22 protein-coding genes and 1 pseudogene are annotated in these 22971 nt (G+C 71.4%); 13 read left to right on the top strand and 10 right to left on the bottom strand.

Going from position 1 to position 22971, the window contains the following annotated elements; genetic code table 11:
• The 5 genes from ACWEBX_RS30110 to ACWEBX_RS30090 all read left to right on the top strand — a co-directional run.
• On the top strand, nt 1-807 hold an 807-nt coding region (locus tag ACWEBX_RS30110), incomplete at its 5' end, for an S-(hydroxymethyl)mycothiol dehydrogenase (protein ID WP_451887946.1).
• The gene (locus ACWEBX_RS30105) at nt 807-1436 is read left to right on the top strand and encodes an MBL fold metallo-hydrolase (protein ID WP_451887945.1); all 630 of its coding nucleotides are present in this window, start codon (nt 807-809) and stop codon (nt 1434-1436) included. The genes ACWEBX_RS30110 and ACWEBX_RS30105, both read left to right, overlap by 1 nt.
• 170 nt (nt 1437-1606) lie before the next feature.
• Complete coding sequence (locus tag ACWEBX_RS30100) at nt 1607-2533, top strand: SDR family oxidoreductase (RefSeq protein ID WP_451887944.1); 927 nt, start codon at nt 1607-1609, stop codon at nt 2531-2533.
• A 61-nt stretch (nt 2534-2594) separates the two neighbouring features.
• Nucleotides 2595-3407, top strand: coding sequence for an SDR family NAD(P)-dependent oxidoreductase (locus tag ACWEBX_RS30095; RefSeq protein WP_451887943.1), 813 nt, complete (start codon nt 2595-2597; stop codon nt 3405-3407).
• Between the two features lie 57 nt (nt 3408-3464).
• Nucleotides 3465-3818, top strand: coding sequence for a VOC family protein (locus ACWEBX_RS30090; RefSeq protein ID WP_451887942.1), 354 nt, complete (start codon nt 3465-3467; stop codon nt 3816-3818).
• A gap of 129 nt (nt 3819-3947) precedes the next feature.
• On the opposite strand, the gene ACWEBX_RS30085 is transcribed toward ACWEBX_RS30090, so the two are convergent.
• Nucleotides 3948-5348, bottom strand: a complete 1401-nt coding sequence (locus tag ACWEBX_RS30085) for a pyridoxal phosphate-dependent decarboxylase family protein (RefSeq protein ID WP_451887941.1) — start codon at nt 5346-5348, stop codon at nt 3948-3950.
• Nucleotides 5349-5600: 252 nt separating this feature from the next.
• On the opposite strand from ACWEBX_RS30085, the gene ACWEBX_RS30080 reads away from it, so the two are divergent.
• On the top strand, nt 5601-6296 hold the full coding sequence (locus ACWEBX_RS30080) for a L,D-transpeptidase family protein (RefSeq protein ID WP_451887940.1): 696 nt from the start codon (nt 5601-5603) through the stop codon (nt 6294-6296).
• A gap of 71 nt (nt 6297-6367) precedes the next feature.
• Nucleotides 6368-6559 (top strand): hypothetical protein, encoded by a 192-nt coding sequence (locus ACWEBX_RS30075; protein WP_355987724.1) that lies wholly within the window; start codon nt 6368-6370, stop codon nt 6557-6559.
• Between the two features lie 108 nt (nt 6560-6667).
• On the opposite strand, the gene ACWEBX_RS30070 is transcribed toward ACWEBX_RS30075, so the two are convergent.
• A complete protein-coding gene (locus ACWEBX_RS30070) occupies nt 6668-8053 on the bottom strand; it encodes a S1 family peptidase (protein WP_451887939.1) in 1386 nt (461 codons plus the stop codon).
• Between the two features lie 320 nt (nt 8054-8373).
• Entirely contained in the window at nt 8374-9726 is a 1353-nt protein-coding gene (locus ACWEBX_RS30065; protein ID WP_451887938.1) for an NAD(P)/FAD-dependent oxidoreductase, read from the bottom strand.
• 258 nt (nt 9727-9984) lie between these two features.
• On the opposite strand from ACWEBX_RS30065, the gene ACWEBX_RS30060 reads away from it, so the two are divergent.
• The 4 genes from ACWEBX_RS30060 (at nt 9985) to ACWEBX_RS30045 (ending at nt 13368) form a co-directional block, all read left to right on the top strand.
• Nucleotides 9985-10620, top strand: coding sequence for an HAD family acid phosphatase (locus ACWEBX_RS30060; protein WP_451887937.1), 636 nt, complete (start codon nt 9985-9987; stop codon nt 10618-10620).
• A gap of 55 nt (nt 10621-10675) precedes the next feature.
• The gene (locus ACWEBX_RS30055) at nt 10676-11062 is read left to right on the top strand and encodes a PPOX class F420-dependent oxidoreductase (RefSeq protein WP_451887936.1); all 387 of its coding nucleotides are present in this window, start codon (nt 10676-10678) and stop codon (nt 11060-11062) included.
• Nucleotides 11063-11438: 376 nt separating this feature from the next.
• A complete protein-coding gene (locus ACWEBX_RS30050) occupies nt 11439-12416 on the top strand; it encodes a pectate lyase family protein (protein WP_451887935.1) in 978 nt (325 codons plus the stop codon).
• Between the two features lie 145 nt (nt 12417-12561).
• Complete coding sequence (locus tag ACWEBX_RS30045) at nt 12562-13368, top strand: pectate lyase (RefSeq protein ID WP_451887934.1); 807 nt, start codon at nt 12562-12564, stop codon at nt 13366-13368.
• A gap of 73 nt (nt 13369-13441) precedes the next feature.
• On the opposite strand, the gene ACWEBX_RS30040 is transcribed toward ACWEBX_RS30045, so the two are convergent.
• The 6 genes from ACWEBX_RS30040 to ACWEBX_RS30015 form a co-directional block, all read right to left on the bottom strand.
• Entirely contained in the window at nt 13442-15151 is a 1710-nt protein-coding gene (locus ACWEBX_RS30040) for a methyltransferase (RefSeq protein WP_451887933.1), read from the bottom strand.
• Between the two features lie 72 nt (nt 15152-15223).
• Nucleotides 15224-16387, bottom strand: a complete 1164-nt coding sequence (locus tag ACWEBX_RS30035; RefSeq protein WP_451887949.1) for a 4-hydroxybenzoate 3-monooxygenase — start codon at nt 16385-16387, stop codon at nt 15224-15226.
• Between the two features lie 251 nt (nt 16388-16638).
• Complete coding sequence (locus ACWEBX_RS30030; protein WP_451887948.1) at nt 16639-17028, bottom strand: Zn-ribbon domain-containing OB-fold protein; 390 nt, start codon at nt 17026-17028, stop codon at nt 16639-16641.
• A gap of 189 nt (nt 17029-17217) precedes the next feature.
• Nucleotides 17218-17904 (bottom strand): TetR family transcriptional regulator, encoded by a 687-nt coding sequence (locus ACWEBX_RS30025; protein WP_451887947.1) that lies wholly within the window; start codon nt 17902-17904, stop codon nt 17218-17220.
• Nucleotides 17905-18352: 448 nt separating this feature from the next.
• A complete protein-coding gene (locus tag ACWEBX_RS30020) occupies nt 18353-18712 on the bottom strand; it encodes a luciferase domain-containing protein (RefSeq protein WP_451887932.1) in 360 nt (119 codons plus the stop codon).
• Nucleotides 18713-18857: 145 nt separating this feature from the next.
• Nucleotides 18858-19538, bottom strand: coding sequence for a DUF6445 family protein (locus tag ACWEBX_RS30015; protein ID WP_451887931.1), 681 nt, complete (start codon nt 19536-19538; stop codon nt 18858-18860).
• A 218-nt stretch (nt 19539-19756) separates the two neighbouring features.
• On the opposite strand from ACWEBX_RS30015, the gene ACWEBX_RS30010 reads away from it, so the two are divergent.
• Together ACWEBX_RS30010 and ACWEBX_RS30005 are read left to right on the top strand one after the other, a co-directional pair.
• A complete protein-coding gene (locus ACWEBX_RS30010) occupies nt 19757-20515 on the top strand; it encodes a peptidoglycan-binding domain-containing protein (protein WP_451887930.1) in 759 nt (252 codons plus the stop codon).
• A 225-nt stretch (nt 20516-20740) separates the two neighbouring features.
• Nucleotides 20741-22573 carry a hypothetical protein gene (locus tag ACWEBX_RS30005; protein WP_451887929.1) on the top strand — a complete coding sequence of 611 codons (1833 nt, stop codon included), beginning with the start codon at nt 20741-20743 and terminating at the stop codon, nt 22571-22573.
• Here ACWEBX_RS30005 and ACWEBX_RS30000 read toward each other — a convergent pair.
• Nucleotides 22567-22971 (bottom strand): annotated as a pseudogene (locus ACWEBX_RS30000) (nucleoside/nucleotide kinase family protein); the annotation flags it as partial. The gene ACWEBX_RS30005 and the pseudogene ACWEBX_RS30000 overlap by 7 nt on opposite strands.

Below are 22971 nucleotides of genomic sequence, written 5' to 3'. Positions count from 1 at the left end.
GGACAGTGCCGTGCCTGTCTGCGCGGACGCCCCTGGTACTGCTTCAACACCCACAACGCGAAGCAGAGGATGACACTCAAGGACGGGACCGAACTGTCCCCGGCCCTCGGCATCGGCGCCTTCGCCGAGAAGACGCTGGTCGCGGCCGGACAGTGCACCAAGGTCGACCCGGCCGTCTCCCCGGCGGTCGCCGGACTGCTCGGCTGCGGAGTGATGGCCGGCATCGGGGCCGCCATCAACACCGGCAACGTCGGCCGCGGCGACACCGTCGCCGTCATCGGCTGCGGCGGAGTCGGCGACGCGGCGATCGCGGGCTCCCGGCTCGCGGGCGCGGCGAAGATCATCGCCGTGGACATCGACGACCGCAAGCTCACGACCGCCGAGAAGCTCGGCGCGACGCACACCGTCAACTCCCGGACGGCCGACCCCGTCGAGGCGATCCGCGAACTCACCGGCGGCTTCGGCGCCGACGTCGTCATCGAGGCCGTGGGCCGCCCCGAGACGTACACGCAGGCCTTCTACGCCCGCGACCTCGCCGGCACCGTCGTCCTCGTCGGCGTGCCCACCCCCGACATGAAGCTCGAACTCCCGCTGATCGACGTCTTCGGCCGCGGCGGCGCGCTCAAGTCGTCCTGGTACGGCGACTGTCTGCCCTCCCGCGACTTCCCGATGCTGATCGACCTGCACCTCCAAGGTCGCCTGGACCTGGGCGCGTTCGTGAGCGAGACGATCGCCCTGGACGACATCGAGGCGGCCTTCGAGCGGATGCACCACGGCGACGTGCTGCGCTCGGTGGTGACGTTCTGATGACCGCGCGCATCGAACACCTCGTCACCTCGGGCACGTTCGAGCTCGACGGCGGCACCTGGGAGGTCGACAACAACGTCTGGATCGTGGGCGACGACCACGAGGCCGTCGTGATCGACGCCGCGCACGACGCCGACGCCATCGCGAAGGCGGTCGGCGACCGCCGCCTGCGCGGGATCGTGTGCACCCACGCCCACAACGACCACATCGACGCCGCCCCCGCCCTGGCGGAGCGCACCGGAGCGACCATCTGGCTCCATCCGGACGACCTTCCGCTGTGGAAACTCACCCACCCCGACCGCATGCCCGACGCCTGGCTCCAGGACGGTCAGGTGATCGAGGCCGCGGGCACCGATCTGACCGTGCTGCACACTCCCGGGCACGCCCCCGGCGCGGTGTGCCTCTACGACCCGGGCCTGCGCACGCTCTTCTCCGGCGACACCCTCTTCCAGGGCGGCCCGGGGGCGACCGGCCGGTCCTACTCCCACTTCCCGACGATCGTCGCGTCCATCCGCGACCGGCTGCTCACCCTGCCCGCCGACACGGTCGTCCGTACGGGACACGGCGACACGACCACGATCGGAGCGGAGGCCCCGCACCTGGAGACGTGGATCGCCCGCGGCCACTGAGGCGCCCCCCCCGCCGTGTCGCCGCCCCGGACGTCCGTCCGTTTCCGCCGCGCGGCGGAACGGCGACGACGCCACGCGGATACCTGACAGAAGATGTCCGGCTTCCGCGAGAGGCTCGTAGCGAGACACGGGTGAGCGCCCGTGGACGCCACGGCACACGGAGGTCGGACATGTCAGGGCCCTTGGAAGGCACGCTGCGGGAAAAGGTCGCGCTGGTGGCGGGCGCGACCCGGGGCGCGGGCCGCGGGATCGCCGTGGAACTGGGCGCGGCCGGCGCCACCGTCTACGTCACCGGCCGCAGCACCCGTGAACGGCGCTCGGAGTACGACCGCCCGGAGACCATCGAGGACACCGCGGACCTGGTCACCGCGGCGGGCGGGCGGGGCATCGCGGTCCCCACCGACCATCTCGTCTCCGCCGAGGTGGCCGCGCTCGTCGACCGGATCACGGACGAGCAGGGCCGTCTCGACATCCTGGTCAACGACATCTGGGGCGGCGAGAAGCTCTTCGAGTGGGACGCGCCCGTCTGGGAACACGACCTCGACAACGGGCGCAGGATGCTCCGGCTCGCCATCGAGACCCACGCGATCACCAGCCACCACGCGCTGCCCCTGCTGCTGCGCAGTCCCGGCGGCCTGGTCGTCGAGATGACCGACGGCACCGCGGAGTACAACCGGGACACCTACCGCGTCTCCTTCTTCTACGACATCGCCAAGTCCGCCGTCCTGCGCATGGCGTTCGCCCTCGGGCACGAACTGGGCCCGCGCGGCGCCACCGCCGTCGCTCTCACCCCGGGCTGGCTGCGCTCCGAGATGATGCTCGAGGCCTTCGGCGTCACCGAGGAGAACTGGCATGACGCGGAGGCGAACGTGCCGCACTTCGCCATCTCCGAGACGCCGTTCTACGTGGGGCGCGCCGTCGCCGCCCTGGCCGCCGATCCCGAACGCGCGCGCTGGAACGGGCAGTCCCTCTCCAGCGGACAGCTCGCCCGGGTGTACGGCTTCACCGACCGGGACGGCAGCCGGCCGGACGCCTGGCGCTACATGGTCGAGGTGCAGGACAAGGGAAAGCCCGCGGACGCCACGGGGTACCGCTGACGAGCGGCACGTGCCGGCCGTCCTCTGTCGCTGCGACGATCATGGAGGTACCTTCCCAGCCATGACAGCGATGAGGCGCTTCGAGGGGTACGGGGTTCTGATCACCGGCGCGGCCCGCGGGATCGGCGCGGCCACCGCCCACCGCCTGGCCGCGGAAGGCGCGCACGTCCTCGTCACCGACGTGGACCCGGCCGCGGCCGAGGAGACCGCCGCCGCACTGCGCGAACTCGGTTCGCGGGCCGAGGCGTTCACCTGTGACGTGGGGTGGCGGGACCAGGTCGAGGCCGCCGTGGCCCGCGCCGTGGACGCCTTCGGCTCGCTCGACGTCCTGGTCAACAACGCCTACCGGTGCACCCCCGACGCCCCGCTCTTCGAGGACGAGAGCGACGAGGACTGGGCCGCCGACCTCGACATCACCCTGACCGGCGCCTACCGCTGCGCCCGCGCCGCGCTCCCGCACCTGGTCGCCTCCGGCCGCGGGGCCATCGTCACCATCGGCTCCGTCAACGGCATCCAGGACTTCGGCAACCACGCCTACAGCGCGGCCAAGGCGGGCCTGATGTCGCTCACCCGCACCCTCGCCGGCCACGCCGCCGCCCGGGGCGTGCGGGTCAACCTGGTGGCTCCGGGCACGATCCGCACCACGGCCTGGGAGGGCCGCGAGGACGATCTCGCCTCCGCGGCCCGGCTGTTGTATCCGCTCGGCCGGGTCGGCGAGCCGGAGGACATCGCGGCCGCCGTCGCCTTCCTCGCCTCCGATGACGCCGCCTGGATCACCGGCACGACCCTGTGCGTCGACGGCGGTCTGCTGGGCGTCAACAAGCGGTTCCGGCAGGCGGTCGGGGGAGAGGGCGGGGACGAGGACGGAAGCTGAGGCGGGCGACAGGTGTGGTGCCGGTCCGTCCCGCGCTCTTCCTGACAGGATGGCCGCATGGAACGTGTGCTTGGAATCGGCGGATACTTCCTGCGGGCCGGCGACCCGGGGGCCCTGAGCGCGTGGTACCGGGACTGCCTGGGCCTGGACACCGACGAGCACGGGCTCTGGCACCCGGACGCCGGGCCGACGGTGTTCGCGGCCTTCGAGTCCGGAACCGACTACTTCGGGTCCCCCACCCAGCAGACCATGCTCAACTTCCGCGTCGGCGACCTGGACGCGATGCTCGCGCAACTGCGCGCCCGGGGAGCGGACGTGGCCGAGGAGACCCAGGACATGGACGGCGTCGGCCGCTTCGGCTGGGTCACCGACCCGGAGGGCAACCGGATCGAGCTGTGGCAGCCCGCCTGACGTGAGCACGGGCCCAAGCCGGCCCGTTCCCCCGCACGCCGCCGGAAGCTCCCGGCCGGGCGGGGGACGCAGGGCCGGCTGCCTCGAACGCTCCGTCTCGCGAGTCCCTCCCGCCCCCGGCGCGGGCCGTCACAGGTGCGGCTCCGCGCAGTGCCGCTCGACGGCCGCGAACACCCGGTCCGTGTCCGCCTCGGACGTACGCCAGTTGCTGAACGCGGCACGCAGCCCGTGGGTGCCGTCGTAGATCGTCGGTGTCAGGAAGGCCTCGCCCGAGGCGGCGACCGCGTCGGCCAGCGCGTGCACACGCCGCTCCGTCGGGTCGTCGGCGAGGGTGAAGCACACGACGTTCAGCCGCACCGGCGCGAGCAGCCGCAGCCCGGGAACAACGGCGATCCGCTCGCCCAGCCGCCGGGCGAGCGTGACGTTCCGCTCGACGATCTCGCGATGCCCCTCGCGCCCGTAGGCCGCGAGCGAGAACCAGGCCGGGAGCGCGCGCAGCCGGCGTGAGTTCTCCGGCGTCAGGTGCAGAAAGTCGGGGTCGGCGCCGGGGAGTCCGAGGTAGGGCGAGGCGTTGTGGAAGACCCGGACCTGGAGGTCTCGCCGACGGGTGAACTGGACGGCCGCGTCGTAGGGGACGTTGAGCCACTTGTGCAGGTCGACACAGACGGAGTCGGCTTCGTCCAGGCCGGCCACCAGCGCGGAGTGCTCGGGCGACAGCGCGGCGAACCCGCCGAACGCCGCGTCGACGTGCAGCCAGAAGTCATGACGTTCCCTGAGCGCGGCGACGGCCCGCAGATCGTCGAAGTCGACCGTGTTCACCGTCCCGGCGTTCGCCACGACGACGGCCGGACGCCCGTCCAGCGCGCCGAGCGCGGCATCGAGGCGCTCCACGTCCACGGCCTCGCGGTTGCCGGGCAGCACCGGCACCCGGTGCAGGCTGTTCCGCCCGAGGCCGAGTACCGACAGGGCCTTGGTGACACTCGAGTGGGGGCTGCCCGACAGCACGTCCACCGGGCCCAGCGCGCCCGCTCCCTCGTCCGCGACCGACACACCCCGGCGCTCGCCGAGCCACTCCCGCGCGATGGCGAGCCCGACCGTGTTCGAGACCGTCGCGCCGCTCACGAACGCCCCGTGGTGTTCCTCGCCGAGCCCGAACAGCTCGCGCAGCCAACCCAGCGTCTCGTGCTCCAGCGCGCTCGCGAAGGATCCGGCGGCACCCGAGACGTTCTGGTCGTAGGCGCTGGTCAGCCAGTCCCCGGTGAGTGAGGCGGGCGTCGCGCCGCCGGTGACGAATCCCAGGTAGCGCGGGCCGGCGGAGCCGGAGAACCCGGGTGCCCAGTGTCCGGCGAACCGGGCCAGGGCGCCCTCGGCACCGGCGCCCTCGGCCGGGAGCGGATCGGGGACGGGCGCCTTCCCGAGCCGTGCGACGGGACGGCTGTCGAGGCCGCTCACCTCCTGGACGGCGAAGTCCCGGGCGGACTGGAGGAGTTCGGGGAGACGGTCGAGGTCGTCGGAGAGAGCCGAGTGCATGACGGCAGCCTATGAGCAACGTCCCTCGAAAGAGCGGTCCACTTCGGGGAAAGCGGACCGGTCCGCGGCGGGCGTCCAGCGGTGCCGGGCGGGCCCGGGGCGCCTGCACGTCACCGGGGAACGGGGAACCGGAGCCGTCACAGCGAGGAATGTCACTGTTCTGTGCCTATGGGGCCGGCCGTACAACGCAATACCCTCTAGGGCTGTCTAGCAGTGCAGACAGAACGATGGACACAACAGGAAAGGTCCGCCATGGGGGACATTCGCAGGCGGGGAGCTGTCGCGCTCGGGCTCACGGGACTGGTGGCGCCGCTCACCCTCGCGCTGGGCGCGACACCCGCGCAGGCCGCGAGCTGTACGACGGCCGCCGGGCCGTACCAGAAGCAGGTGGAGAAGTTCCTCGGGCGGCCCGTGGACGGCCGGCAGTCCGCCGCCGACTGCAAGGCGATCCAGGCCTTCCAGAACAAGCACGGCATCACCCCGAACATCGGGTACGCGGGCCCCGTCACCTGGGGCGTGATGGATCTCATGAACAAGCAGAAGGCCGTGGGGACCAACCCCAACCGGGACGGCAAGTGCCCGGTCAACAAGGGCCGGATCGCCTGCGTCAACCTCACGCTCCAGCTCAGCTGGATCCAGGACGGCAGCCGGCTGGTCTACGGGCCGCTCCCGGTCCGCACCGGCAGGGACGGCTACGAGACCCGCACCGGTCTGAAGAAGATCTACTGGCGTGACATCGACCACGTCTCGACCATCTACAACGTGGCCATGCCGTACAGCCAGTTCTTCGACGGCGGTCAGGCCTTCCACTCGGTGGGCCTCAGCATGTGGAACCCGCCCGGCTCCCACGGCTGCGTCAACATGACCCCGACGACGGCCAAGAAGTACTGGTCGCTGCTCAAGAACGGTGACGACGTCTACGTGTACGGCCGCAAGCCCGGCACGTGAGTGACGAGCTTCACGGTCCGTTATGTCGCCCGGTGGGCCTTTACTCACATCATCTTCACGTCAAGGGCCGTATGCTTCACGGCATGTGCACCACTCTTGACAACGACACTCAGCGATCCGCTGCCGAAGTCAACGAGGAGATCCGGGCTCTCTGGTTCCGGGCCGGTGGGTCGCTGAACATGGACGAGCGGCGCGAGTATCAGCGCCTGGTCCTCGAGTGGGCGAAGGCCACCCCGTCGTCCTCGGCGACCCGGGCCGCCTGACCTTCCGCGTCCGGCAGGGCTCCCCGTTCCAGGGGAGCCATCGCCTCGAACCTCGGCCCCGGATTCCGACGACCCGGACCCGGCCTCCCGGCTCCGGGTCCGAACCTCTCAGCCCCAGCTCTGCGAATACTGACGCCGGTAGGCGTTGCGGTCCTGCTCGGTACGGATGAAGCGGGTCGCCACGAACGCGATGACGCTTCCCCCGATGACGAGCAGACCAGGACCGACATTGTTCGGGTCGGTGAGCGCGGAGATGAACGTCCGGGCCGCCCCGCTCTCGCCCACCGCCTCCACCGCGCCCGGAGCCGCCGCACCCGGCGCTCCTCCCTGCGAGGCCATCGCCGACGCCGACGGGGCGACGGACGGCTGGGCCGCACCACCGGCGGCACCCTGCGCGGGCTGACCCGCGAGCGTCACCCCCAGGGCCGTCAGCGCCTTGGTGACGGGCTGGAAGAACGTCGTACCGCCGCTCTTGCAGTCCCCGTTGCCGCCCGAGGTCACTCCGAGGGCGATGCCCTCGGAGAACAACGGGCCGCCGCTGTCGCCCGGTTCGGCACACACCGTGGTCTCGACCAGCCCGGTGACCGTGCCCTCCGGGTAGTTGACCGTCGCGTTGAGCGCGGTCACCTTGCCGTCGTGGAGTCCGCTGGTGCTGCCGCTGCGGAAGACCCGCTGGCCCACGGCCGGATCGGCGGCTCCGGTGATCCGTACGCCGTTGCCGCCGCCGATGGCCACGACGTTGCTCGCGTCCGAGGGCTGCCGGCCGTTGTCGTACTGGATCAGTGAGAAGTCACTGCCGGGGAAGGCCGTCGTGACCGTGCGGCCCTCCTGCTGGCGGCCCGTGTTGTCGGAGAACCAGACCGACCCCTCGGGGCCGCAGTGTCCGGCCGTGAGGATGAACTCGCCTTGAGGGCTGGTCACGTTGAAGCCCGCAGAGCAGCGTCCGCCGGTCGAGAAGATCGCCTGAGCGCCGTTCACCCGCGTGGTGAACGTGCCCTGGGTCCGCCGCATCCGCACCGAGTCGCCGATGCCGTCGGCCAGCTTCGTCATGCGCGACCAGTCGGTGGCGGAGACCGTGCTGTCGGCCTGGACCACCACCTCGTTCTTCGTGTAGTCCACCGCCCACGCGGTTCCCGGCACCCGGGGTGCCGAACTCAGCTTCTGTGTAGCGGACTTGAGGTCCTGCATGCTGTGCGTCACGACCTTCGGGCGGGCACCCGCCCGCTTCACCGCGTCCGCCGCGTCGGCATCGGTGACCGCCACGACGGGACGCCCGTCGGCGGCTATCCAGTTGCCGGCGGTCCGCGAGGTGCCCAGTCGGGACACGAGACCGGCACCCGTGTCCGCCGCGGTCCGCGCCGAACTCGCCGTGCCCGACGCGTCGGACGGTTCGCTCGCCATGGCGCGCGTCACCATGAACCCCCCGCAGAGCAGCCCGCCGACGGCCGCGAGTCGCGCCCCCCGTTGGACGATCCGTCGTCGTGCGTGCCTCATGCGTGGGCTCCCGAAACCGTACGGAGCGGCGTCACCGCCGCCGAAGGCCCCGGTCGAGGGCCCTCCCCTCATACGTGCGCCCCGGCCCGGTTGTTCACCGCCGTCCGGAGCTGTCGAGGAGGTGGCCGATTCGCGTCGGGAACGGCCGCTTCAGGACTGTGCGCGGTGCCGGTCCCGTCTCCCGGCCATGGCCCCGGCGCGCCGAAGTCGCCGTATCCCGGCGGATGTCGGCAGGCCGGAGCACGAACGACCGATGCGGCCGCCCCGGACGGAACGGGGCCGTCGGGGCAGCCGCGGCGCACGGGACCGTTCGGCCGGATTCAGGCGTCGGCGCGGGTCCGGGCGGTCACCTCGTCCCGGCTCAGATACACGTCCGTACGCTCGAACTCCCGCAGGGTCCCCTCGCGGTCCGCGAGGAACCCGGTGCGGACGAAGTCGTCGCCCGCCACGGCGTTGAGGAGCCAGTTGGCACCCGTACGGAACCGGGCGGCGCCCGTCCGCAGGGCGTACAGGTGGTATCCGCGGGCCACGAGCTGCGCGGGCGCGCCCCTGAGGCCGATGCCGAGCGGCTTGGACACGGCGTCGTGGCCGCCGAGGTCGACGACCAGACCGAGGTCCCTGTGCCGGTACGGCAGGGTGGGCTCACCGCGCAGCGTCGCCGCCAGGACCTTGGCCGCGTGCCGGCCCTGCCGGGCCGCGTGCTGGGCGGTGGGCGGGCAGGGAGAGCCGTCGCCCTTGGCCAGGTCGGGCACCGCCGCGGCGTCGCCCAGCGCGAACACCCCGTCGAGGCCCCGCACCCTGAAGTCGGGTTCGGTGACGAGCCGTCCGCGCAGGGTCTCCGCGCCCAGCGAGTCGACCAGCGGACTCGCCGCGACGCCCGCGGTCCACACCAGCGTCCGCGACGGCAGCACCCGCCCGTCGGTGAGGGTGATCTCGTCCTTGGTGACCGAGGCGACCGAGGTGCCCAGCGAGATCCGCACGCCGCGTTCGCTGAGCGTCCGCAGCGCGTCCGCCCCCAGTTTGTCCCCGAGCTCGGGAAGCAGCTTCGGAGCGACGTCGACCAGGTGCCACTTGATGAGGTCCGGGTCGAGGCGGGGGTGGTAGCGCCGTGCCGCCGCGGTGGTCAGACGCTGGAGGCAGGCCGCCGTCTCGGTGCCCGCGTATCCGCCGCCGACCACCACGAACTGGAGCCGCGCGGCCTGCTCGTCCTGGTCCGGTGTGGCCGCCGCCAGGTCGAGTTGGGCGATCACATGGTCGCGCAGATACACGGCCTGGGCGAGCGTCTTCATGCCGCGCGCCTCCTCCGCCAGCCCGGGGATGTCGAAGGTGCGGGTCACGCTTCCCGGAGTGAGCACCAGGTAGTCGTAGCGCAGGTCGACGAGGTCCCCGGTGATCTTCCGGACGACGCAGACCTTGGCCTCGGGATCGACGCCGATCACTCCGCCCGGCACCAGCGCGGTGCGGCGCAGGATCCGGCGCAGCGAGGGCGCGACGGACTGCGGTGTGACCACACCGGCGGCGACATGGGGCAGCAGCGGCAGGTAGAGCTGATAGGCCGTGGGGCTGATCAGGGTGACCCGGGCCTCGCCGGGGGTGAGTGTCCGTTCCAGGCTTCTGGCAGCCTCGACTCCCGCGAAACCCGCGCCCACGATGACGATGTTCGGTCCTTGCATCAGAGCAGCCTCTCTCCACTGGTGCCAGCCGCGAGCCCAGGCTCACACGGGTCGCGGACGTGTGCCACTGCACCGCCGCGTACCCCGAAGCGCGTGCAACACGATCTCTACCGATCAGTAACTACCTCTTCCTTCTCCGTACACGCGCTGCCAGGATCATTTCCGCCGCGGCGACGGTCCCAGAAACTGTCGCCGTTCCGAGGCGTGGGTTCGACCAACTCGCGCACTCCGACCGACAGATGTGAAAAGGGGACAGGCATGACGCGACGTGGTGTGGTGCGGCGGATAGGTGCGGTGTCGGCGGTCGTGGCACTCGGGATCGGGGGGACGGTCGGCGCGGCCGGTTCCGCCGTCGCGGCCCCGGCCCAGGCGGTCGCGAGCGTCTCCGCGACGGCCGGTGTCGACTACGCCACCTGGCAGAGCGATGTCCAGGCCGTCATCGACCAGGCGGTGCCGTACGTCGAGCAGCGCACGGCGAACGCCGGCGGGCAGAAGCTCGCGGTCGTCTTCGACATCGACAACACCGCGCTGGAGACGGACTTCCACCCCTGGTACGAGCTGCCCACCCCGGCGGTCAAGGCCTCGCTGGCACTCGCCCGCTACGCCCACTCCCGGGGCGTGGCCGTCTTCTTCGTGACCGCCCGCCCGGGCATCATCGCCAGTGAGACGAAGTGGAACCTGAAGTGCGCCGGCTACCCGGTCGACGGGCTCTACGTGCGTGATCTGCCCGACCTCTTCGACGAGGTCGGCGCCTACAAGACCGGCAAGCGCGCGGAGATCGAGGCCCGCGGGTACACGATCATCGCCAACGTCGGCAACAACACCACCGACCTGGTCGGCGGCCACGCGGAGCGCACGTTCAAGCTGCCGGACTACGACGGCGAGCTGTCCTGACCCGGACGGCTCGGGTACCGGCGGGGCCGCGCACCCGCGCCCTTACACTTCGGCCATGGACGAGGCCTCGCTGGACACGCTCGGATCGGGCAAGTACCTGCTGATCACCAGCTATCGCAAGAACGGTACGGGGGTCGCCACGCCCGTGTGGGTGGTGCGGGACGGCGCGGCGCTGTGTGCCTGGACCGTCGCGGAGAGCTGGAAGGTGAAGCGCATCCGCAACCGGGCCGACGTCCTGGTCGGTCCGTGCGACGTGCGCGGCAGGCCGACGGGGGAGCCGGTCCCCGCCACGGCCGAGATCGTCGACGCGGCGGAGACGGCCCGCTACCGCAAGCTCCTCGCCCGCAAGTACGGGCTGGTGGGCCGCCTCACCCTGTTCGGCAGCCGCCTGCGCCGCGGCGAGAGCGGCACGGTCGGTATCCGGATCACCCTGTCCCCGTGACGTCTCCGTCGTGAGGACGGCTTTCGAGCCGTGTGCTGTGTCCAGGGAGGGCGCCGAGAGCGCCCTCCCTTTCGCATGCCCGCCCGCCTTCCACGGTGGCGTGGGTGCCCGGCCGCCGCGGGAGTTGGCCGGATGTGTACTGCGGGAGACGTTGACTAGAAAGCGCTTACCGTTTACGTTCCCGTTCAACAGCGTGACCCGTGTGTGACATCTCGTATACGAGACTTCAGCTCTCCGAGCCGCACCACCTGGGCAAGTCGCACCATCCAAGCTCGCGTTCGGTCCATGAACGTCGCGTCACACTCTCCATGCTGTTCAGATACGAGTACGACATCCGTGTACATGTCCAGAGTCGCCTCTGAAGGGACACACCCGCATGCGTACACGCCCCCCACGCCGGCGCCCCCGTCCGGCCCTGCTGACGACCGGGGCCGTCGCCCTGGCGGTCACCACGGCACTCGTGCTGCCCCAGTCGGCCGGAGCGGCCGAGACCGCGCCGGTCGGCTTCGGTGCCGGGACCACCGGCGGCGGCAGCGCGACCGCCGTCACCGTCACGACACTCGCCGCCTTCAAGACCGCCGTCACCGGTGACACGGCCAAGGTCGTGAAGGTCAGCGGCCTGATCTCGCTCAGCGGGCAGGTCGACATCGGCTCCAACACCACGGTCCTCGGCGTCGGTTCGGCGTCCGGGTTCACCGGCGGCGGACTGCGCCTGAAGAAGGTCACCAACGTCGTCGTCCGCAACCTGAACATCAGCAAGCCGGTCGCGCCCGCCGACGGGATCACCGTGCAGGCCTCGACGAAGGTGTGGATCGACCACAACGCCTTCTCGTCCGACCGCGACCACGGCAAGGACTACTACGACGGCCTGGTCGACATCACCCACGCCTCCGACTACGTCACCGTCTCCTGGAACACGTTCAAGGACCACTACAAGGGCTCGCTCGTCGGCCACAGCGACAACAACGCGAGCGAGGACACCGGGCACTTGCGGGTGACGTACCACCACAACTGGTTCAACAACGTCAACTCCCGCATCCCCAGCCTGCGTTTCGGCACCGGGCACTTCTACGACAACTACGTCGTCGGCGCCGACACCGCGGTGCACTCCCGCATGGGCGCCCAGATGCTCGTCGAGAACAACGTCTTCCGGAGCACGGCGGTCGCCGTCACCACGAACCGCGACAGCGACGTGGACGGCTACGTCAACCTCAGCGGCAACGACCTCGGTGGAGCCGCGACCGAGATCTCGCGGGTCGGCACGTTCACGAAGCCGCCCTACGGCTACACCGCCGAGCCGGCCTCGACCGTCGTCGCCTCGGTGACGTCCGGCGCGGGCACCGGAAAGCTCTGACGCGCCGCCTTCGGGCACCTCGGCCGGCCGCCCCACGGGAGTCCGGCCGGCATCCCGCTCCGCCGACCGCACCCTCGAACCGCACCCCCACCAAACCCACTTCACGACCCCGCTTCACCACCCCACGGGAAGAAGGCATCGGGACATGACGTCATCAGCACGTCCGCGCGCCAGGCGGCGCGCCCTCACCGGCACCCTCGCCGCACTCGGCCTCTCGGCCGCCATGGTGATGGCCGACGGCGCCCTGACACCGGCGAGCGCCGCCACCTGGCCCACCGCGACCGGCAGCCAGGCCGTCTCCTCCACCATCTCGGTCTCCGGAACCAAGGACTACGGGATGAAGCGCCTCTACGGCACGGGCGACCTGGGCACGGGCAGCCAGGACGAGGACCAGGGGCCGATCCTGGAACTGGCCGCGGGAGCCGTCCTGAAGAACGTCATCATCGGCTCGCCCGCGGCGGACGGCATCCACTGCCTGGGCAGTTGCACCCTGCAGAACGTCTGGTGGGAGGACGTCGGCGAGGACGCGGCGACGTTCCTCGGCTCCTCGTCCTCCAACGTCTACACCGTCAGCGGCGGCGGCGCGAAGGAGGCCAGTGACAAGGTGTTCCAGTTCAACGGCGCCGGAACGCTGAACGTGTCGAACTTCGCCGTGCAGACCTTCGGCACGTTCGTCCGGTCCTGCGGCAACTGCAGGACGCAGTACAAGCGGACCATCAACCTCAGCGCCATCGAGGCGACCTACAAGGGAAGCAAGCTCGTCGGCATCAACACCAACTACGGCGACAGCGCGACCCTCAGGTCCATCAGGATCGTCGGGGACAGCGGCAAGAAGATCGTCCCCTGCCAGAAGTACAAGGGCAACAACACCGGCGCCGAGCCGACCACGAACGGCAGCGGCCCCGACGGCACCTACTGCAAGTACGCGACGTCCGACATCAGCTACGGCTGACCGTCCCCGGCCGGCGGCTGAACGAACCGGCCTCGTACGCCGGTTCGTCCAGCCGCGTCGGCGACCCCGTGGGTCAGTGCACCCGGGGCCGGGACGCCGTGTCCGCCGCTCCGGTCCTGCGGACGTGCAGCACGCTGCCGTCCAGGGGCAGCGGGGTCCGGCCCACCAGGGTGAGGCCCGCGTCGGCGAAGAGCCGGGCGTAGTGGTCGGCGCGACGTTCGCGGCCACCGACGTTGCACATCATGTGCAGGTCCCAGGCCGTGGCCAGCGAGGCCGAGCCGTCGGCGGGCAGGACCCGCTCGACGACGAGCAGATCGGCGTTGTCGTGCATCGCGCGAGCGCAGTGGCGCAGGATCTCGCGGCAGCGGTCGTCGTCCCAGTCGTGCAGGATGCGGGACAGGAGGTAGACGTCGCCGCCCGCGGGTACGTCCGCGAAGTCGCCCGCCCGGAAGGTGCACCGCGCCGTGTGGCCGGCCGCGCCGAGGAGCCGGCGGGCGGCCTCGACGGTGTGCGGGCGCTCCAGCAGGAGGCCGTGCAGGCGAGGATGCGCGGAAAGGATTCGGCCGAGCAGTTCGCCGTTGCCGCCCGCGATGTCGACGACGGTGGCCCCGTCGGCCGCCGCCAGCAGGACCGGGTGGGCGGGCAGAGGGTCGAACATCCGTGAACCGGCGGCCATGGACCGGTCGAAGAGGTCGGCGAGTTCGGGATCGCGGGCGAAGTGGTCGAAGTGGTTCTCCCCGAAACGCCGCTCGAAGGCCACCTGTCCGGTGCGCACGGTGTGTTCGAGCCCGGCGAAGGACTCGTAGAACGGCCCCCCGTACATCAGCGCCAGTGGCCGCATCGACCCCTCGGCGTCCGAGCGGAGCAGCCCGCCGGTGCCCGTGAGCCGGAAACCGTCGCGGTCCTCGCGCACCACGCCGAGCATCGCGAGGTAGCGCAACAGGGTGGCCAGGTTCGGCTCGAAGGCGCCGACGTCCCGTGCCAGTTCCGTCAGGCCGATGCCCCGCTCCTCGTCCATCGCGTCGGCCACCTCCAGCCGCGCGAAGGCGGCCAGGGCCTGTGTCGTCCATGCCCCGGTCAGCAGGCGCAGCAGGGTTTCGGCGGGCTGCCGCTCACGGCATGTGTCGAGGTGGGCGGCGAGGACGTCGCGGTGGTCGCCCGGGACGTACAACTCCACGCGCCGGTAACCGGCCTTGGCCTCGGCGGGCGCGCCGAAGTAGAAGACCGTGCCGTTCTCGTGCGGGTTGTAGCCGCCGCCGTCGGGGGTGGCGCCGTACCGCCCGAAGGCCGCGCACAGGCCGCGCAGCACCAACGGGTCCGGTTCCGCGACCTCGAAGGCGACATGGGCCTCGTGCTGCCGCTCCCGCTCGTGCGCGGCGACCGCTTCGAGGTCCGACCCCGGTGGCACGGTCAGGGTGAACACCTCGACCACACGCCGGACCCCGTCCAGGCACTCCACCGCGGGGCGCAGGACACCGACGTCGAGCTGCGCCGCGGACCGCTTGTGCCGTACGGCGAGACGCTCGCGCACGACGACGCTGGGCCGCGGCGGCGCGTCCGTGACGAGCCCGCAGTCGGCGAGCGTGGCTCTCAGCGCCGCCTCGTCGGGCGGGAGGACGAGCAGTGCCGCATGCGAGAAGGCGCAGCGCTCCACCATGCTCCGCAGCTCCGGGCCGTCGAGCCCGGGAAGCAGGAGCGGGAGCAGTGTGGCGGTGTCCTGTTGCTTGACGAAGTCGACCGTCGCGCGCAGGCGGGACGTTTCGCCCGACAATGCCGTGATCACTGGGGAGGGATCCTCATTCCGGGGTTCGGACGTACGCGTACGGATGTACGAGGGGGAGCGGGGGCTTGACGGCTAGACGCCGACGTAGTGCTCGGCGAACCAGTCCTGGTGGCTGCGTGAGGTGCGCAGCGAGGTGAGGCGGGAGCGGCGCAGGGAGTTGTGGAACAGCGACTCGCCGTCCGCGCCGGACGGGCCGTGCAGCAGCCCGATCATCCAGTGCGAGAACTCCTGCGCACGCCAGATGTGCGTCAGACACCGTGCCGAGTAGGAGTCGAGGCCCTCGGAGTCACCGGTGGTGAGGTCGTCGATCAGGGCGTGGGCCAGGACCGACGCTCCGAGGACCGCGAGATTGGCGCCCTTCGCGGCGGACGGGCTGATCAGGGCGGCGGCGTCGCCCACGAGGAACAGCGCGCCGTGGCGCAGCGGTTCGAGCACGTCCGACTCCAGGCCGACGACGGAACGCTGTACGACGCGCCCGCGGCGCAGCGGGCCGTAGTCCCGCGCCCGCATGCGCAGCGCCAGCTCGTCCCAGATCCGCTCCTCGGACCAGGCGTCGGCCCGGGTGCCGCGTTCGCACTGCAGGTAGTAGCGGGTGACCTCGCTGGTGCGGGCCATGTGCCCGGCGAACCCGCGCTCGTGCACCGCGTATCCGACGGCGTCCAGACTGGGCGGTGCCTCGGCGAGCAGGCCGAGCCACGTCACGCCGTGATCGCGGTGGTGGCGGATCGTGGCCGCCGGCAGGGAACGCCGGGCCGCGCCGTGCCGCCCGTCGCAGCCGGCCACGTACCGCGACCGCCACAGTCCGGGCCGCCCGTCGGCCTCGCGCACGGTCACCTCGGGCCGCTCTCCGCCGGCCCCGCGCACGGCCTCGGCCTCGGTGCCGAACCGGATGTGTCCGCCGCGTCGCAGGAACCGCGTCAACAGGTCTGTCACCAGCTCCTGCTGGGGGTACACGGTGTGCCGTTCCCGCTGCCCGAGACCGCTGTAGTCAAGACGGAACCGGCCGTCCGCGGTACGGAACTCGCAGGTGCTGTGGAGCCGCCCGCGCCGGTGCAGCCCCTCGGCGAGACCGTGCCGGTCCAGGATCCGTACGGTGTTGGCGGCCAGGAACCCCGCACGTGCCCGTGTCTGTACGTGGGTGCGTTCGGCCCGCTCCAGGATGACGCAGTCGATCCCGTGGTCCACGAGGATGTTGCCGAGCACGAGCCCGGCCGGCCCGGCCCCGAGGACCACCACACCGGTCGTACGATCGCCCGGTCGCCGCTGACTGTTCCCGTCTGTCACGGAACAAGATACTAAGGAGCACTAAATCTTCGGTCGTACCGAAATCACCTGAATGCCAGGTTCCGGCGACAAAGAAGATCACCGCCGCGGACGGGCTGCGGGTCCTGCCGTCGCGAGGCGGCTCGGGATGCGGCGGCGGGGGTCGGGTCTGCGCGGGCGGAGGCTCGCGGCGCGGTTCGTCCGCCGAGCGCCGTCCGCCGTTCTCAACTCCAGGCGCCGTACGGGCCGTCGACGAGCTGGAACACCGGCTGCCGGCGCACCGGGTCCTGGGCGGTCGAGAGCTGGACCCGGTCGCCGCTGTGGACGGCGGCAGGCGAACCCATGACCCGGCCCCTGACCGTGAAGCCCTCCGTCATCTCGATGAGGGAGACGTTGCGGGCGGCCGGGGTGTTGCGGTGGATCACCGTGGAGTGGCGCACGACGCCCGTGCCCGCGCTCGCCTCCGTACGCAGGTCGCTGCCCGCGCACACGGGACACAGCAGGCGGTTGTACATGGCGGTGGCGCACCAGTGGCACCGCTGGAAGAGCAGTACGTCCCCGGCGCGTTCCGCCGCAGCGGTGTCGAGGCGCTCCACGGAACCCGCGTCGAGCACGTCCGTCGACGCGTTGAGGCCCGGGTGAAGGGCGATTCCTGGGTGGTACACGATGTCATCTCCCTGCGCTCGGCCGGAATCTGATGTGCGCGGAACGCCGTGCACGACCACAGGTTATGGCACTGAGTGCCACCAGTAAAGGCACTCCGTACCCTCAAATGAAAGAAAGTTGCCGGAGGCGGCCCGCGCTCAGTCCCGGGCGAAGGCCGATTCGATCTCCTGCACCACGCGCCACATGGGCGCCCCGCGACGCGAGACGACGACCACCACGTCCTCCGCTTCCACCGCGCCCTCCGCTTCCTCGTGTGCCGGCTCGGCGGGCGTGGCTCCGAACGTCCGCTGCACGTAGCCGAGAGCCTTGTCGACCGCCACCTCGGCGTCCCCGGTCCCGTCCGAACGCAGCCAGGAGCGCAGGGCGTTGTTGTGTGCGGCGACCACGGCGGCGGCGACGACGTCGGCGCGCAGCGTGTCCGCGCGGGCCCCGGCGGACAGCCCGCGCAGATACTCCGCGAGGGCGCGCTCGTAACGCCAGACGACCGACAGTTCGTACGCGCGCAGTCCGGGCACCTTCTTGGTGAGGCGGTAGCGCTGGACGGAGAACGTCGGGTTCTCCGCGTACATGCGCAGCACCAGCCGGGCGGCGTCGCAGACGCGCTGCACCGGGTCCTGGGTGCCGGCGTCCTCGCCGAGGAACGCCGTCATGTCGGCCAGACAGCGCTCGTGGTCGGGGAAGACCACGTCCTCCTTGGACGGGAAATAGCGGAAGAACGAACGCCGTCCGACTCCGGCGAGGGCCACGATGTCGTCGATGGTGGTCTCCTCGTAGCCGCGTTCCAGAAAGAGCTGGAAAGCGGCTCCCACCAGGGCGTCCCGCATCGGCGGTTTGACGGTGGTCGCGTCGGCGGGTTCCCGGCGCTCCGGTGCCTCGTTCATGGTCGGAAACTAGCATCGAAGCCGAGGTGGTGGCACTCGGTGCACTCTCAGGGGGGACTGAGTTCCCTGGCTGTTCTCGCCCGGCGCGCGACCCGGTCGGCCCCGGGGTGGCCCGGGCCGCCCCTCGGAGTATGGCGTTCCCCATGTGGCTGATATGTGATCGCTGGTGAACTCCGCTTGCGGGCACCGAAGTTGACAGTCCAAAAGCAGTGATCGACTATGAGGTCGAGCCATGGCCCGCCGCGTCATCGCCCCCGGATGACGCGGTGCGGAGAGCCTCGGCACTCGTTCCCGCACGAGTGCCGGGGCTCGATGCGTTCCTGCCGGTCCAGGTGTGTGGGTCCAGGCGTGTAGGCCCGGGCATGTAGGTCCAGGCCTGTCGGTGTACCGGTCAGCGGTCGTTGCAGGTCGCCGAGAATATGTCGTCGCCCGCCAGGTGTCCGTTGTGGTGGGCCTGAAGGGCGACGCTCACCAGGGTCAGCAGGAGGTCGATGTCCGAGTCGACCTCGAGATGGATGGTCACCCAGCGGGAGCCGGGCACCACGCGAATGGCCGTCGAGGTCCTGAGGTGGTCCTCGAAGCGCCGGATGGCCCGGTCGGTGAGGTGCAGGTCGACATCGTGTTCGGAATGGAAATGGACGATCTCGCACTGTGCCGCGCACAGCGCGCGCCCCGTGCCGCAACTCGGCAGGGACTCCGCGAGGTCCGGCCAGCTCGCCAGTCGCGTCATGGCTCTGGAGGCCAAGGTCATGCGCCCATCATGACGAGCACACCTCCCGGCCACCAGAACTTGGCGCGGATGTCATCCCTCCACCGCCTGAGAATGTCCGGTTTTCGCCTGGTAATTGAAGACGCTTCAACCATCCATCCCGGGATCCGGCCGGAGCCGGTCCGGCTCAGGCCATCCAGAAGAAGACGGCGGTCATCCGTTTGTCCTCCATGGTGGTCCCGCAGTAGCCGGTGGCGCTGTGCATCAGGTTGGCGTTGTAGAGGAGCAGCCGGTTGTAGCGGTGCGGGACGCGGATGTCCTCGACGAAGGAGTCCGGCGGGACGAAACGTGTACCGAGGGCCTCGACCAGATTGTTGTGCGGTGCGACGACGACATTGCCGCCCAGCCGGCCGCCGGGCAGAGCCTGCCGGAAGAAGGCCGTTCCGCAGTCCTTGGGGACGTCCGGGTTCAGATAGAGCACCGCCGCGTATCGGCACAGGGCGCGGGAATCCGTGTGGGGGCGGGGCTCGCCCTCGTCCTTGCCGACGACCTGGACGCAGTTGTGGTTGAGCGTGGCGCCCGACGGGGTCGACTGCTGCCACAGCTTCGGGGCGCCGGTGGCCTTCCTCACCAGCCTTTCCACGCGGGCCAGTTCGCCGGGCTCCAGACCCGGCATCGTCCGCAGGCCCGGCCAGCTCTCCGAGGTGTACGGGTGGCCCTTGGCCCAGTCGTCCCGGCCGACGCACCGGGCCCGTACGGCGTCGGGGTCGGGCAGCACGTCGTCGAAGACCCAGTAGTCCCGGTCGCGTGTGGGTTTGCGATAGGGGAGGACCGGCAACGCCGGTGATCTCGGAGGTTGTGGGGGCATGCGGCCGACGATATTGACGCCTCCGTCAGCGATCTCCAGGGAACGGGTCAACCTTCCGCCAACTCGGTCCATGGATCGGCCAATTCGGTTCATGAATCGGCCAAGAGACGGGGCCGGAGGCGGTCACCGAGGTCCGGCGCGCGGTGAACGTCCCGGCCCGCGCCCGCGTATCACTGCACAGGGACGGCGGGAGACCGCGTGCACGGAAGGAGAGCAGTGTGTCGACACGGCCCGAACGCGGGGGGTCCACCGGGCGCTCCGTGATCGAACCCACGCACATCGAGCGCCGCCGCCGCTCCGAGTCCCTGGCGGAGCTGCTCCGGCAGGTGCGTGAGAAGGAGGGGATGACCGACGACGCGGACGACGGCTTCGCACCGGTCTCCGCGCCGACGCCCCTCGTACGGCTCCTGCCCGTCATGGAGGAGGACGAGACCGAGGAACTGCCCCCGGTCCCGGGAGGCGAGGACTACACCGCCGACACTCCGCCGGCGTACGGGGCCCAGGCGGCCGAGGGAACACCCGCCGGTGACGTACGCCCTCAGGAGAAGAGACCCGGAGGCGCTCACGGACCGGCGCGCGGTCCGGGGCTGCGCCGTGCCGCGATCGCGCTCGCCGTCGCGGCGGCGGGTCTCACCGGCTTCGCCCTCGCCCTCCTGGTGCCGGGCGCGGCTCAGGGTGACGCGTCCGGGGCGGCCGGGGAGCATTCCCCGACGGCACCGGCCGACCGTGCTTCCGACCCGGACGGCGCCGGCACGCTCCGGCAGGGGGACAGCGGACCCGAGGTGACCGACCTTCAGCAGCGCCTGCTCCGCATCCCGGACGTGTACGACCACGGCAGCACCAGCGGCACCTACGACGCCGCGCTCACGGCGGCCGTGGCCCGCTTCCAGCTCTGGTACGGCATCCGGGGCGACGAGTCCGGTGTCTACGGCAACGACACCCGGGCCGGCCTGGAATCCAGGACCGCGGCCCGCTGAGACGGCCGGGGCGGCCGGCGCGGTGACGGTCGCTCCCTCCGCCCCGGCCACCCCCTCCCCGTCCTGCCGGACACCGCGACGCCCGTAAGGCGGACGCCCGCTCCCGGAGACCGCGTTGTTCGTGAGGCCGACACCTCCGCTCCCGGTCGCGCTCACCCGCCCACCCGGCGCCCGCGCGATCCTGGCCGCGACGGGGCGACCTCCGGCGCGAGGGACTGATCTGCCGTGCATCTTCCCTACCAGCGGGGCGCGTTGCACGACCTCCCCGACGATCCGGCCGCCTACGACGCCGTCCTCGCCGCCGTCGCCGAACAGGCGCTCGCCCGGATCACGCCCGAGGGGAACCTCGAACACCCCGCCGCCCGCGAGGACGTCGGGGACACCTCGCTGGGGATCACCTCCCTGCTGGCCCTCGCCTGGCAGCGCTCCGGGGACGCCCGCCTGCCCGAGGCCGTCCGCCGCAGCCTCGCCTTCCACCTGCGCGAACGCGTGCCCACCGAGGACAACCCCGGATATCCGAACCTGCGCCGCCGTGACTCGGGCGAGCCGTACGCCCGTTACGTACCGGAGGCGGGCGCGCACCCGCTGGGGGACTGGCCCAGTACGGTGTGGGCGCTGCTCCAGGCACTGAACCTCCTGGACGCCGGGGACGGCATCCTCGACGCCGAACAGCGCGGTGAGCTGGTCGAGTTGGCCCACGGCTACTGGCGCCGGCTGACCGAGGTGACCTTCTTCAACCCGCAGGAGGCAGCCAACCAGGCGATCGCCTGTGTCGTCGGCGGTCTGATGCTCGCCGGGCAACTCCCCGCAGGGCAGGCCGAATCCGTGCGCGCACGGGCCATGCGGCTGTACGAGGAGGAGATCCGCGCCCACCGCGTACGGGACCGGGGCGCTCTGCTGCCGCCCGAGCACCGCGGCGCGTACGACAACAACTACGGGCCCATCTCCCTGTCCTTCCTCGCGCAGGCCCACCGCGTCAGCGGCGAGGACGTGTTCGCCGAGGACGGCGAGACGCTCGCCCGGTACATCGACGCACGGCTGACGGTCGGCGGGTTCGACGTGGGAGGCCCCCGGTACAGCGAACAGCACTGCGGTTTCGAGGCCGTCCTCGGGCTGCGCTACTTCGGCCGTCGCGTCGGCGCCGACCTCGGCCGCTATCGTGGCGACACCCGCTGGGGCCGGCACGCGGCCCACCGCGACGGCGGCGTCGACGGCCACTTCGCGTTCATGCTGGTCTGGCAGATCCAGGACCGCTCACCCTGGCACCGCCTCCCCTCGAAGGGCCCGCTACGGCACCAACTCCGTTCGGGCACCGTCTCGGTGGCCTTCGACGACCGGATGACGCCCGCTCTGGTGGAGGCCGCCGGCACGTACTGCCTGCCCGCCGCGGTGAACCGGCAGCACGGCTTCGGCCCGGTCGCCGAGGGCTTTCTGTACTGCCGTCCCGTGGGCGAGGTCCGCGTCCGTGATCTGCGCGCCGGTCCGCTGACCGCCAAACTCGTCACCAAGCCCGTCGTCGGCCCCGACCGCGTTCTGCGCCACGTCCGGTCCCTGTACGTCACCGACGGCACCCGGCTGTGGACGACGGTCGCCGTGGAACGCCTGCCGGGCAGCCCGTATCTGCTCGCCGGGCTGCCGTACGCCGCGGACGACGGGGAGCGGGTGCGCCGGACCGCCGAGGCACGCGTGATGTCCGCCGGCGGCCTGCGGCTGACGCACCCGCGCTCGACGGGCGCGGACCACTTCGACGCACGGTCGGACTCCACCCAGGAGCAGGCGGCCTTCGCGCTCGCCGCCGACCCCCGCGTCCACGGCAACCCGGACGAGGGCTGGCGCCATCTCGTCTCCTCCACGGCCCTCGAAGCGGACCCCGCCCCTGACGGCCCGGACGGCCTGCACGTCTTCGCCGTCCGCTACGGACCCGGCGGCCCCTACGCCCCCACGTTCGCCGGCTCGTCGGCCCGGCCGGCCTTCCGCACCGAGGAGTTCACCGCCTGGATCGGCGATCCGCGGGGCGACGCGCACGGGGAGCCCGAAGCAGGGATCCGCCCTCACTGACCGGCCGGTCCGCCCGCCCCCGTTCCGACGACCGCCGGTCCGACGACGAGGTCGGCGCGGTCCCGGGTCTCGGCGACCAGCTCGGCGTTGCGCTGATCCGTCCCCAGCACCCAGGCCACCGCCGTGTCGTGGTCCTTCCCGAACTCCTCGTGGCGCGCGACCAGCCGTCGGACACGGTCCGCCTCGTCGGGCTCGCAGAACCACACCTCGTCGAGCTGCGCACGGGCCCGCGCCCAGCCGTCCTCGCACAGCAGCAGGTAGTTCCCCTCGGTGACGATCAGACGGGCCGCCCGGGGAACCGCGAGGGCTCCCGCCAGGGGCTGTTCGAGGACCCGCTCGAATCCGGGCGCGTAGACGAGCTCCTCCTCGTCCTCGCGCAGCCTGCGCAGCAGCGCCGC

The sequence above is a fragment of the Streptomyces sp. NPDC005070 genome, assembly GCF_053600395.1.
This window is presented reverse-complemented; position numbering and strand designations above follow the sequence as displayed.